This window comes from Pseudomonas sp. MDT1-85, assembly GCF_054898065.1.
The window spans coordinates 562,088-574,369 of sequence record NZ_CM142715.1 but is presented as its reverse complement, the minus strand read 5'-3'; the positions used below and the strand labels follow the sequence as shown (position 1 = coordinate 574,369).

Annotated in this window: 9 protein-coding genes and 2 pseudogenes; 5 read left to right on the top strand and 6 right to left on the bottom strand. The window is 58.9% G+C overall.

The window, feature by feature from the left end; translation table 11 throughout:
• Positions 1 to 50: 50 nt before the first annotated feature.
• The 6 genes and pseudogenes from ACYZT2_RS02640 to ACYZT2_RS02615 form a co-directional block, all read right to left on the bottom strand.
• Positions 51 to 436 (bottom strand): annotated as a pseudogene (locus ACYZT2_RS02640) (nuclear transport factor 2 family protein).
• Between the two features lie 17 nt (positions 437 to 453).
• Positions 454 to 1,125 carry a DsbA family protein gene (locus ACYZT2_RS02635; RefSeq protein WP_461969891.1) on the bottom strand — a complete coding sequence of 224 codons (672 nt, stop codon included), beginning with the start codon at positions 1,123 to 1,125 and terminating at the stop codon, positions 454 to 456.
• A 354-nt stretch (positions 1,126 to 1,479) separates the two neighbouring features.
• Positions 1,480 to 1,692 carry a hypothetical protein gene (locus ACYZT2_RS02630; protein WP_461969889.1) on the bottom strand — a complete coding sequence of 71 codons (213 nt, stop codon included), beginning with the start codon at positions 1,690 to 1,692 and terminating at the stop codon, positions 1,480 to 1,482.
• A gap of 245 nt (positions 1,693 to 1,937) precedes the next feature.
• Positions 1,938 to 3,044, bottom strand: a complete 1,107-nt coding sequence (gene aguA / locus ACYZT2_RS02625; RefSeq protein WP_461969887.1) for an agmatine deiminase — start codon at positions 3,042 to 3,044, stop codon at positions 1,938 to 1,940.
• A 3-nt stretch (positions 3,045 to 3,047) separates the two neighbouring features.
• On the bottom strand, positions 3,048 to 3,926 hold the full coding sequence (gene aguB, locus ACYZT2_RS02620; RefSeq protein ID WP_461969885.1) for an N-carbamoylputrescine amidase: 879 nt from the start codon (positions 3,924 to 3,926) through the stop codon (positions 3,048 to 3,050).
• A 303-nt stretch (positions 3,927 to 4,229) separates the two neighbouring features.
• A complete protein-coding gene (locus ACYZT2_RS02615) occupies positions 4,230 to 7,142 on the bottom strand; it encodes an aminotransferase (RefSeq protein ID WP_461969883.1) in 2,913 nt (970 codons plus the stop codon).
• A 194-nt stretch (positions 7,143 to 7,336) separates the two neighbouring features.
• Here ACYZT2_RS02615 and ACYZT2_RS02610 point away from each other — a divergent pair.
• From ACYZT2_RS02610 to ACYZT2_RS02590, 5 genes and pseudogenes are all read left to right on the top strand, one after another.
• Positions 7,337 to 8,013, top strand: a pseudogene (locus ACYZT2_RS02610) (colicin E3/pyocin S6 family cytotoxin); the annotation flags it as partial.
• Between the two features lie 15 nt (positions 8,014 to 8,028).
• A complete protein-coding gene (locus ACYZT2_RS02605) occupies positions 8,029 to 8,280 on the top strand; it encodes a colicin E3-like toxin immunity protein (RefSeq protein ID WP_461969881.1) in 252 nt (83 codons plus the stop codon).
• A gap of 131 nt (positions 8,281 to 8,411) precedes the next feature.
• A complete protein-coding gene (gene rfbC, locus ACYZT2_RS02600; RefSeq protein WP_461969879.1) occupies positions 8,412 to 8,957 on the top strand; it encodes a dTDP-4-dehydrorhamnose 3,5-epimerase in 546 nt (181 codons plus the stop codon).
• A gap of 106 nt (positions 8,958 to 9,063) precedes the next feature.
• Positions 9,064 to 10,872 (top strand): sensor histidine kinase, encoded by a 1,809-nt coding sequence (locus ACYZT2_RS02595; protein WP_461969877.1) that lies wholly within the window; start codon positions 9,064 to 9,066, stop codon positions 10,870 to 10,872.
• Positions 10,869 to 12,266 (top strand): sigma-54-dependent transcriptional regulator, encoded by a 1,398-nt coding sequence (locus ACYZT2_RS02590; protein WP_461969875.1) that lies wholly within the window; start codon positions 10,869 to 10,871, stop codon positions 12,264 to 12,266. The genes ACYZT2_RS02595 and ACYZT2_RS02590 overlap by 4 nt, the downstream gene beginning before the upstream one ends.
• Positions 12,267 to 12,282: the final 16 nt, after the last annotated feature.

The window sequence follows — 12,282 nt, the reverse complement described above, 5'->3', positions numbered from 1 at the left end:
GGTGTCAATTTCATGAATCGTCTGTAAATAGGCGAAAATCGTCTAAGAAATCACTTGTCAGCGATAGCCAATTGCACGGTGTGGCTGTCGACGAATTGTTCGAAATGCGTGACTTTGCCGTTGGCCAGGGTCCGACCCGAGCGTTCATCGGGCGGCCGGTGGCTTTGTAGATTGCGCTGTAATTGCCGTAGGCAAACACCTTGTCGCCCTGTGCGACGTAGTTCTCGACCTTGAACTGAAAATCTTCCCACTCGGTGGCCAGACGTTTGAAGACGTTATCGACAATAGCGTCGAAACCGACATAGGTCCCGGCGTATGGGAAACCCGCGGCCTCTGTCCAGCGAGCGTCATCGGCCAGCGCCGCGGCGGTGTTGCGAGCGTTCTCCTGAGAGTTGGCGCCTTCGTAGGTGCTTTTGATCAGGCTCAAGTTATCCATGGTGACTCCAGGTGAATTCAATGGGCGCAGTCGTCGAGGCCACAGGCTTGAAAGGCGGATGATGACTCTTTTGCCACAAACGACTGACCCAGCCATTGGGCGAAAACTTGCGGCTTGCCGAGCCACGGACCGATGTCGACCAAGGTGAACTGGCCATTTTGTTCCATTGCGAAAGTAGGGAAACCCTGACCGCCAACATTAGCCAAGAGTGCGCGACTGTCATTGATATGGCGCTCTGTGTCGGCGTCAGTAAATGCCTGTTGAAAGGCCTCAGGTTCAAGGCCTATTTGTGTGGCGAGTTCCAGCAGCACGGCGTTATCAGCGATGCGTCGACCTTCCACGTAATGAGCCGTCTGCAAACGCCCCAGCAATTCAAGACCGCGTCCAGCGATCTGCTCGGCTGCCAGCACAGCGGCAATCGGCGGCGCGGAATCGAACACCGCGGTCTCATCGCGCAGCAAACCCTCAAAATACGCCTCGCCAAACGGCTGGCCGGTGTACTCGGCGATGCGTCGGTCGTGAGGCATCACATAGTTACGCAGTTGTGGCGAGACGGTCTGGCGATTGGCGCCGGTCATCATGCCGCCACCGTGGGCGATGACAGGCAACACGGCTTGGGCGGCTTGCACCAATGGTTTGGCGCCGTAGCACCAACCGCACAATGGGTCGTAAATGTAGTGAAGGATCATGGGAAGACTCCGGCAACAAAGTAGGAAAACTCAATGCCGGCAGGTTAATCCCCAGACAGTTTCGGAAAAACGCTGGAATGGCTTTCAGTCTGTTTCATGAATCGGTCGAATACTTCTGTTTCCGCCAGATTATGGCCGACATGACCGGAACCTATATCTTCTAAACAATGCAAAACCTTGTGGGAGCGGGCTTGCTCGCGAAGGGGCCATCATGTTCAACATCTTCGTTGACTGGCATACCGCTTTCGCGAGCAAACCCGCTTCACATTTGATCTCCAGTGATCATAAAAACCTTCGCCCATAAAAAAGCGCCGCCTTCCCGGCAGCGCTTTTATCAATCCGTTGTTTTTCTTCCTATCCTTCCATCACATCCCACAGTGCTTCCAGTTCCGCCTCGCTGAATAAACCAGCGGGGTAGCGCTCGATCATCATCCGGCGCGGATCAGGTTCCCTGATCTGACGCGTTCCATTGGACTTCAACCAGTGCGCCAAAAGCTGGAGCGATTCGCCATTAACTGCCAAGGGATGCAATGCCCGCTCGCTCACCACATTCATTTCGGCGTTCATCTCAGCGCTCTCTCCTGGTTTGTGAGCGGCTAACTTATCCAAGGTTTATGACAGAACATCGAAGTTCTCTCCTTCACCTTGTTACCTCATCGAAGATACAAGAGCTGTGCCAATGTCTTCGAAGTATCGACAAGTGATACAAAAAAAGCCCGCAGTCCTGATGGGCTGCGGGCTTTCCGAGAAAGGACGAGGCTTAACTGTTGCTCAATCGATTTTTCAATCAACTCAAGCTGTTACGAGCCCACTCACTCCTTGTGCGGTGCGGGCTGTTGTTGGGTAAGGCAGTGGATGTTACCGCCCCCCAGTAACAGTTCGCGGCCAGGCACCATTATCACTTCGTGCTGCGGAAACAGACTCTGCAGGATCTCCTTGGCCGGACCGTCCAGCGGATCGTCGAAGCTCGGCGCGATAATGCCGCCGTTGACGATCAAGAAGTTCACGTAAGAGCCGGCCAGACGAACAGTCGGATTGCGTTCCTGAGTACCGTCTACCGGATCGACACCTGCGCACTCTTCTTCGGTCGCGTACAGCGGCCCCGGAATCGGCATCTTGTGCACTGTGAACGGGCGCCCCTTGGCATCGGTGCTGTTTTGCAGCACGTTCATTGCCGCCTGGCAGCGCGGGTAGTTCGGGTCCTGGGGATCGTCAGTCCAGGCCAGCAGTACTTCGCCCGGGCGCACGTAGCAGCAGAAGTTATCCACATGGCCATCGGTTTCGTCGTTGAACAAACCGTCCGGCAGCCAAATGATTTTATCCACAGCCAGATTTGCACTGAGCACCGCTTCGATTTGCGCACGGTCCATGTGCGGGTTGCGATTGCGATTGAGCAGGCACTCTTCGGTAGTGATCAGGGTGCCTTCGCCATCGACATGGATCGAGCCGCCTTCGAGCACAAAACCTTCGGTGCGGTAGCGCGGGCTGCGCTCGATTTCGAGGATCTTGCCCGCCACCTGCGAGTCACGGTTCCACGGCGAATACAGACCACCGTCGAAACCGCCCCAGGCATTGAAGTCCCAATCCACACCACGGACTTCGCCGCGGTTGTTGATGACGAACGTCGGTCCCGTATCCCGAACCCAAGCGTCATCGCTGGACATCTCCACCACACGAATATTCGGCACATCGAGACGGGCACGAGCATTTTCGTACTGGCCGGCGGAAACCGCCACGGTCACCGGTTCGAAACGCGCGATGGCCTTGGCCACCGCCACATGCGCGGCTTGTGCCGGTTTGCCGCCCAGGCGCCAGTTGTCTGGGCGCTCGGGCCAGACCATCCAGGTCTGGGTCTGTAGTGCCCATTCGGCTGGCATGTAAAAGCCGTCGGTGCGAGGGGTGCTGTTCAAAGTGGTCATGGTTCAGGACTCCAGGGAACCGTCGAGGGTTTTGATCGCGCCGTACAGGTTCGGGCGACGGTCACGGAATGAGCCCCATGCGCTGCGGATGTGCTCCAGCCCATCGAGGTCGAAACTGTGAACCAGAATGCCTTCTTCTGTTTCATTCAGCTCTTGGACTTTCTCGCCAAACTGGTTGGCAATGAACGACGAGCCGTAGAAGGTAATGTCGTAGCCGTCCTGCTCTTCGTTGCCGATGCGGTTGCTGGCGATCAGCGGCATCAGGTTGGCGCCGGCATGGCCCTGTTGCACGCGTTGCCAGTGGTCGCGGGACGAAATGGTCTTGTCGTGTGGCTCGCTGCCGATGGCAGTCGGGTAGAACAGAATTTCCGCGCCTTGCAGCGCCATGCTGCGGGCGCACTCAGGGAACCACTGATCCCAGCAGATGCCCACGCCGATTTTCGCGTAACGAGTATTCCAGACTTTGAAGCCGGTATCGCCCGGGTTGAAGTAGTACTTTTCGTGGTAGCCAGGGCCGTCCGGGATGTGGCTTTTACGATAAATCCCGAGGTTGCTGCCGTCCGCATCGATGATCGCGATGCTGTTGAAACGCGCGCGACCGGCCAGCTCGTAGAAGCTGATTGGCAGCACAACTTGCAGTTCTTTGGCAACTTTCTGGAAATGCTTGATGGCCACGTTTGCTTCGACCGTCGTGGCCAGTTGCAGGTAATCAGGGTTCGGTTTCTGGCAGAAGTACGGCGCCTCGAACAGCTCCTGGATCAGGATAATTTGCGCGCCTTTCGCCGCGGCCTCACGGACCAGCTTCTCAGCGGTCTCGATGTTGGCTTCAAGGTCCCAGGAACAGGCCATCTGGGTAGCGGCGACGGTAACGATACGGCTCATGAATCATCTCCTGGGCAAGTGCTTGAAGGTCGAGGGTGGCATCGACCGATGACAGAAAGAGGCAGCACCGGGCGTGGTTCGTCCACACCGCGGGCAGTGGCGACTTTATAGCCGATAAAAATCGGCTTTTAAAGCGATAAATATTCCTTCCGCCGAAAATAACCCACTTAAACCAGATAATAATCGAATTTAGCGCGATGCCTTGTGGGAGCGAGCCTGCTCGCGATAGCGGTGGGTCAGTCGACATCAATACTGCATGTTCGACCGCTTTCGCGAGCAGGCTCGCTCCCACAAGGTATGTGTTTACAACCCTTCTTCGAGAACCTTCGACAGCATATCGACAAAGAAATCCACGCTCTGACGCGAGGTGACCATCGGCGGTTTGATCTTGAGAATGTTCAGATAATCGCCAGTCGGCTGCATGAAGATCCCCAACTCACGAAGGCGATCGCACAACGCCGTGGTTTCTTCGGTCGCGGGCTCCAGAGTTTCTCGATTGCGGATCAACTCCACGCCCAGATAAAAACCGGAACCATGCACCGCTCCCACCAACTGATGCCGGTCCATCAATGCTTCAAGACGCTCCTTGAAATACCCGCCCACGACCTGGGCGTTTTCCCAGAGTTTTTCTTCTTCCATCACATCCAGCACAGCCATGCCGATCTGGCAACTGACCGGGCTGCCACCGGCCGACGAGAAGAAGTAGCCCTCCGCCTCCAGCGCTTCGGCAATTTCCCGTCGGGTAATGACTGCGCCCAACGGCTGGCCGTTACCCATGCCTTTGGCCATGGTGATGATGTCCGGCAACACGCCCTGTTCTTCGAAACCCCAGAAGAATTTACCCATACGACCGTAACCGACCTGCACCTCATCGGCGATGCACACTCCGCCCTGAGCGCGGACCAGCGCATAGACCTGCTTCAAATAGCCCGGCGGCAGCGAGATACCGCCGGCATTGCCGTACACCGGCTCGCAGATAAAACCGGCTAGCTGGCGTTTCTGTTCGGCAATTTTCGCCAGGTTGTGCTCAACGCTGCGCACGTAGTCCGGTGCGCTGTCGACGCCACGAAATTCACCGCGATAGGTATTCGGCGCAGTCACCGGATGCACCCAGTCCGGACGGCTGCTCAAGGCCTTGGGGTTGTCGGCAATCGAAGTCGAGACCGCATCCGCCGCCACCGACCAGCCGTGATAAGCCTCCAACACGCTGAGCATGTCGCGACCGCCGCTGTAGGCCCAGGCCAGACGAATCGCCAGGTCATTAGCCTCGGTACCGCTGTTGACCAGAAATACGCGGTCCATGTTGTCCGGTGCCAGCTTCAGCAAGCGCTCGGAAAACTCGGCAATCGCCGCGTAGTGAAAACGCGAGTTGGTGTTGAGCAACGACCACTGCCGGCTGGCGACGGCAGCCATGCGCGGATGGCCATGACCCAGGACCGCGACGTTATTGAGCATGTCGAGGTAGGAGCGGCCCTGCATGTCGATCAGGTGATTGCGCCAGCCACGCTCGATGCGCGGCGGGTCGAAGTAATAGTGTCTTTGGGAGCGAGCGAAACTCGCGTCACGGCGGGCGAGCAATGTTTGCGGGTCGAGTTCTTCTTCCGCATCGCAGGCCAGGCCCAGCAACACGGCAGGTGAAGGACACAACGCCTGCCAGGCTGCCGCGCGCGAAGGCGTGCAAAACAACGGCGCGTCGAGCTGAGCGCTTCGACACAACTGCACGATCAATGGCCCGCTGACCGAACCCAGCACCTGGCCTTTGACCAGTGCTGCGCCACTGCGCACCGACGGAGTCACCCCCCACAACCGGACGCTCAGTTCTGGGCCGTCCAGTTGCAGCAGGTTTTCCCCTTCGATATGGATAACGCCGGCAAACGGCGCTTCGACCGTCGTGCCGTCGGGCACTCGCAGTGCAACGTGCAACGGGAAAGTGTCCGGTTCGCTGGCGCTGTCCGGGCGGGTTTGGGACAGACGATGCTGGCCATATCGACTGGCTGCCAGACCGTGAGCCGCGGCGGCTTCCGTCAACAAACGCAGATCGATTCCTTGCTGCTCCCAGTTACCCGCCTCGAAATGCGGACTGAGCACGCCCAGATCGATCAATGCAAATTCACGCCCCACCAGACTCGGCAGCAATGGCGCGAAGCCCTCGCTGCCGATGCTCGGCAGGCTTTGCCCGACAGCGGTAAAAATCCCCGCCTCCATCAACTCCAACGGCACCGATGTGGCAACGCGGAAAATTTCCCACTCATGGGTCAGGTTGTCGCGACTGTACCCGTTGCCCGGATCGATGCTGACCTGTTGCTCGCCACTCAGCACCAGCACCGCCGAGCGGGCGACGATCAGCGGCCATAGCGCCAGCAACTCTTCATGCCGCAACGGATTGACCGCGTGATAAGCCCGAACCGCCGGCAAAATGCAGAACGGATCGCCATCGGCATGGTGCAGCAGCGCGGCGCAGGTCACCGACAGATCAGTGATCCGCCAGGTTCGGACCAGGTCGCCGAAATCGATCACGCCCTGCAACTGCCATTGGCGCTGCGAATCCCGCTGCCAGACCACGTTGTCGTCGGTGATGTCCATGTGAATCGCCTGCACCAGCAACTTATCCACCAGCGGCTGCAAATGGCGCTCGGCCTGTTCGGCCGCTTCAGCAATCAACGCTCGTTGCCGCTCATCCTTGATCACCGGCAGCAAATGCGCGATCAACGCGTTGGCGTGGCGGGCGTCCCATTGAAGGGTGCGCTCAAGGCCCGGATGATCGAATCCGGCTAGCGCCAAGTCCATTTCGCCGCAGAGCCGACCGAAACCGGCGACTACTGACTGGCTTAGATGATCGAGGTGCGTCAAGGACTGCCCGTCGATGTAATCGAGCAGGCGCACATGCACGGCTTGGCCATCGACGTCCAAAGAGAGCAGGTCTGCGCCGTTTTTGGCAAAAATCACTCTAGGCACCGGCACGCCGGAATGTTCAGTCAGATGCTTGAGCCCTGCGTGCTGGGCTTGCAGCTCCAGCGCCGAGTAATCACCACGGCAGATTTTCAGGACAAAACGCCCCTGATCACTGTCGACCCGGAAGTTGAGATCCTGCTGGCTGCCCAAGGCCTGCAACCGCCCGTTCAGCCCGTAATGCTCTTCCAGCAGCTCTAGCGCTTGTGCTGCAGACACTTGCGGGCTGGGCAGACTGGCGCGGTGAATCAACGTGGCGAGCGGCATACAACGACCCCCTGAAATTTTATTAGGCGCTTATATCGCCATTGCTTGGGGCGATACGCAACCCTCTTATACCGGTCAGGGAGTCGGCATTGGGGATGGTTTCCCGTCAGCGATTGCTCAAATGAACTTTCCTACGCAACGTATCGACCGGCAGGAATGTCCGGGAATCAACCAAGCCCATAAGCTGATTCCCTCAACAAGCCAACTCACGTGTGCGGCTGAACATCGAACAGCAGGCCGACGGCTCCCTTAAGGGTTACGCCTTTTACACTGGTAAAAACGCCGATTGGCAGAGGGTTCCGGTCATTCAGTTTCAAGACCGAGGCAGCCAGCAGGTAGCCGAATTCGGTGAAGGCTTGGAGTTGATTTGGACCCCGGCCGTAGACCCTGGCGAGACTCTCGGCATCCCTTCATTGGAGGCGGCACCTCAAGCACCGACGATCTGGGTCTACCCTCCTACAGAGGCAAGCCGCGACATTCTCGTTAACCCGATTTACCCGCCGGAATATCAGGACTTCATTCTGGTTTTCCCCCCGGATTCAGCGGTACGTCCGCTGTACGTGGTAGTTAGCGAGCTATGGAAAGGGCGTAGGAACCCAGATCACGATTACTTCCCAGCACCAAAAACCAGTGAGATAACTGGATTCCCAGGATTGATAGAACAAAAAAGGAAAACTCCGAAACAAGGCGGCAGCGGACTCCCCGGGAAAGATGGAAAGACGCCAAAGGCAGAACAATTTATGAATGGGACTCAAAAAAAGCCGAATTGGAGGCTTACAGGGATAGTGATCTTAGCCACCTTGGCGCCTTCGATCCTTACACAGGCGAACGCCTGGACGGGCCAAAAAATAAACGACGCATAAATAGGTAACTAGAGGTCATCCCTGTGGGAATAGAAATCAGGCTGGAATGGTACGACAAAAAAACCGAAGCATTAGAGTCCAATGAATATGCAAACTTCGGCGAGGACGACAGCCTGCTTGTCGCTCTTGGCCTGGATAAAGAACCCGAAATATTTGATGGAGGCTATGACATCTGCTCACCATGGATAGCAGTGATTCAGCCACATTTTCAACATCGGATAGACCCCGATTGTTTCGATTATCAAATATCTTTTCGTGATCGAAAGGATTACTGACTCAAGAGTAGAAGGCTCCTTGGCGACATCGACACTTCAAGGATTTTATCGCCTGAACCACTGCCCCCCTCGCACCCGCCGCCACTTTGCGTAAGAATGTCGGCCATCACCCCTATTGCTGGAGAAACACCATGAATGTAGTCACCACCGACCTGCCCGGTGTTCTGATCATCGAACCCAAGGTATTTGGTGACGAGCGCGGCTTCTTCTATGAGAGCTTCAACGCCAAGGCTTTCGAAGAGGCAACCAGCCTGAACACTCAGTTCGTTCAGGACAACCATTCCCGCTCGCAAAAAGGCGTTCTGCGCGGCTTGCATTACCAGCTGGAGAATACTCAGGGCAAACTGGTACGTGTCACCGCCGGTGAGGTGTTGGACGTGGCGGTGGATATTCGCCGCAGCTCGCCGCATTTCGGCAAATGGGTGGCGGTGCGCCTGTCCGCCGACAACCATCGCCAACTCTGGGTGCCGGAAGGTTTTGCCCATGGTTTCGTGGTGTTGAGCGATTTCGCCGAGTTCCTCTACAAAACCACCGACTACTACACCCCGTCGGCCGAGCGCAGCATTCGCTGGGACGATCCGGACCTGGGCATCGACTGGCAGCTGGACGAAGCACCGAAGCTGTCGGCCAAGGATCAGTCCGCCGCGTTCTTCAAGGACGCTGAAGTCTTTTCCTGAATTGCTGTGTGAATTTTCACCGCCAGCGCGCACTTGATCCCAGGTGCGCAGACTGCGCCCGCAAGCCTAGGCATAATGCATCTGTTCCCCCAGGCGCTTGATGCTCATGACTCCGACCCTTCCCCGCAGACCTCGCTGGCGCAGCCTGGCGCTTTTAGCGCTGTGCCTGGCGCCCTTGCTGTGGCCGCTGGAGCATTTGGCCGAGCGTTACTACCGCAGCGAACTGGCTGGCCAGAACCGTCAGACCCTCGACCTCTACGTCGCCAACCTGCTGGGCACCCTGCATCGGTATGAAGTGTTGCCGCAAATTCTCGGCGAGCTGCCCGCACTGCGCACGACGTTGGCCGCGCCCGACGAGGGCGTGATTCAGGGCAATGCCAATCGCCTGCTGAAAAACATCAGTGCCCAGACCGGCGCCGAAGTCATGTACCTGATGGACACCACCGGCAAGACGCTGGCGGCCTCCAACTGGGACAAACACGACAGCTTCGTTGGCCGCAATTTCGCTTTCCGTCCTTATTTCAGCGAGGCCATGGCCGGGCGTTTGGGGCGCTTCTTCGGCCTGGGTACCACCTCGGCCAAGCGCGGTTACTTCTTTGCGGCAGCGATACGTGAACGCGAAAAAATCATCGGCGTGCTGGTGGTCAAGGTCGACCTCGACCACACCGAAAGCCTCTGGGGCAAAACCCCGGAACAACTGTTGGTGACCGACCACAATGGCGTGGTCATCCTCACGTCGCGGCCCGAGTGGCGTTTCCGCTCGACCCGCCCATTGAGCGACGCAGAGCGCGAGGCCATTACCGCGATTCAACCCTACCCGACCCGCGATCCCAAACCGTTGAATCTCGACGCCAACGCCTGGCTGACCCAAACCCGTCAGATCGAAGAAACCGGTTGGAGCGTCAGAATCCTTGCGCCGCGTACCCTGATCGACCGCCCGGTACGCACGGTCGTGGCCATCGGCGGCGCAACGCTGCTGGTATTGATGCTGCTGCTCGGCCTGATGATGCAACGCCGGCGCCATTACCTGGAGCGGATTGCCTTCGAAGGCAAGGCCCGCCAGGAACTGGAAGGCCGGGTCGCCGAACGGACCAGCGACCTCGAAGGCCTCAACCGTCGACTGAAGCAGGAAGTGCTGGAGCGCGAACACGCTCAGCAAGAACTGGTGCGCGCGCAGGATGACCTAGTGCAGGCCGGCAAGCTCTCGGCGCTGGGGACGATGTCCGCAAGCATCAGCCATGAACTCAATCAACCGCTGGCGGCAATTCGCAGCTACGCGGAAAACGCCGAAGTACTGCTCGATCATCAGCGCACCGAGGATGCCCGCGGCAACCTCAAGCTGATCAGCGAATTGACCGGGCGCATGGCCTCGATCATCGCCCACCTGCGCGCCTTCGCCCGCCGTGATCGTCACGCCCCGGAAAGCGTGGCCCTGCAACCGGCACTGGACGACGCGCTGGCGTTATTGGCCAAGCGTCGGCGCAGCATGGAAGTCGAGTTGATCCGTGACCTGCCGGCCGCCACCCTATGGGTCGAGGCTGGGGAAACGCGCTTGCGTCAGGTACTCGGCAACCTGCTTGCCAATGCCCTCGATGCCCTGACGGAAAAAGGCCCGCCGCGTAAACTGTGGTTGAGTGCCGAGTCCACCGCCGACGGCGTCAATCTGTACATTCGCGACAACGGCCCCGGGTTCTGCCTGGAAGCGCTGGGTCGTGCCGGCGAGCCCTTTTACACCACCAAGACCCGCACTCAGGGGCTTGGGCTGGGGCTGGCGATCTGCGACACCCTGATGCGCGCCTTCGGTGGTGAACTGTCGTTCTCCAACCACAAGGAAGGTGGCGCCCTGATTACCCTGAAACTGCGCGCAGGCGCACCGGGCGTGAGCCTGCAACCGTCCGAGGACCGAAGTGCATGACCATCGACAACCGCATCCAGGTCGTGTTGATTGACGATGATCCCCACCTGCGTCAGGCCCTGAGCCAGACCCTGGACCTGGCCGGCCTGAAAATCCTGCCGCTGGCTGAAGCCAAAGGTCTGGCCGGGCAACTGGAGCGTGACTGGCCGGGGGTGGTGGTCAGCGACATCCGCATGCCGGGCATGGACGGTCTCGAACTGCTGACCGAACTTCACGCCCAGGACCCGGAGCTGCCGGTGTTGCTGATCACCGGCCACGGCGATGTGCCGCTGGCGGTACAAGCCATGCGCGCCGGGGCCTATGACTTTCTGGAAAAACCTTTCGCCAGCGACTCCCTGCTCGACAGCGTACGTCGTGCCCTGGACCTGCGCCGGCTGGTGCTGGACAACCGCAGCCTGCGTCTGGCTCTGAGCGATCGCAACGAACTGAGCGCTCGACTCGTCGGGCAATCGGCGCCGATGCTGCGCCTGCGCGAGCAGATCGGTGCACTGGCGGCGACCAAGGCCGACGTGCTGATCCTCGGTGAAACCGGTGCGGGGAAAGAAGTAGTGGCCCGGGCGCTGCACGATTTGTCGAGTCGGCGTAACGGCCCGTTCGTGGCGATCAACGCCGGAGCCTTGGCCGAGTCGGTGGTGGAAAGCGAGCTGTTCGGTCACGAGCCTGGCGCCTTCACCGGCGCGCAGAAGCGCCGCATCGGCAAGTTCGAATTCGCCAACGGCGGTACGTTGTTCCTCGATGAAATCGAAAGCATGAGCCTGGATGTGCAGGTGAAACTGCTGCGCTTGCTGCAAGAGCGGGTCGTCGAGCGCTTGGGCGGCAACCAGCTGATCCCGCTGGACATCCGCATCATCGCCGCGACCAAGGAAGACCTGCGTCAATCCGCCGATCAGGGGCGCTTTCGTGCCGACTTGTATTACCGCCTGAACGTCGCGCCGCTGCGCATTCCACCGCTGCGCGAGCGGGGCGAAGATGCGCTGATGCTGTTCCAGCATTTCGCCGATGAAGCCAGCGCCCGCCACGGCTTGCCGCCCCATGAATTGCAACCGGGGCACCGGGCATTGCTGCTACGCCACACCTGGCCAGGCAATGTGCGAGAACTGCAGAACGCCGCCGAACGTTTTGCCTTGGGCCTGGAACTGGCGCTGGACAACAACAACACGCCGGATGGCGGCGTCGGCAGCACGATTGAAGTGGTCAGCGGCGGTCTGAGCGAGCAAGTGGAGAACTTCGAGAAGAGCCTGATTGCCGCCGAACTGGCACGCTCGCACAGCTCCGTGCGCAGCCTCGCCGAAGCGCTCGGCATTCCGCGCAAAACGTTGCACGACAAACTGCGCAAGCATGGCCTCAATTTCGCCGACAGCGGTGCCAGCAGCCAAACCGACGACCTTGATTGAGCTACCGTAAAATCAT

Excerpts from the sequence above, each read along its gene's own strand:
- aguB (WP_461969885.1), bottom strand. The coding sequence starts at position 3,926 with ATGAGCCGTATCGTTACCGTCGCCGCTACCCAGATGGCCTGTTCCTGG.
- ACYZT2_RS02615 (WP_461969883.1), bottom strand. The coding sequence starts at position 7,142 with ATGCCGCTCGCCACGTTGATTCACCGCGCCAGTCTGCCCAGCCCGCAA.
- ACYZT2_RS02595 (WP_461969877.1), top strand. The coding sequence starts at position 9,064 with ATGACTCCGACCCTTCCCCGCAGACCTCGCTGGCGCAGCCTGGCGCTT.
- ACYZT2_RS02635 (WP_461969891.1), bottom strand. The coding sequence starts at position 1,125 with ATGATCCTTCACTACATTTACGACCCATTGTGCGGTTGGTGCTACGGC.
- aguA (WP_461969887.1), bottom strand. The coding sequence starts at position 3,044 with ATGACCACTTTGAACAGCACCCCTCGCACCGACGGCTTTTACATGCCA.
- ACYZT2_RS02590 (WP_461969875.1), top strand. The coding sequence starts at position 10,869 with ATGACCATCGACAACCGCATCCAGGTCGTGTTGATTGACGATGATCCC.
- ACYZT2_RS02630 (WP_461969889.1), bottom strand. The coding sequence starts at position 1,692 with ATGAACGCCGAAATGAATGTGGTGAGCGAGCGGGCATTGCATCCCTTG.
- rfbC (WP_461969879.1), top strand. The coding sequence starts at position 8,412 with ATGAATGTAGTCACCACCGACCTGCCCGGTGTTCTGATCATCGAACCC.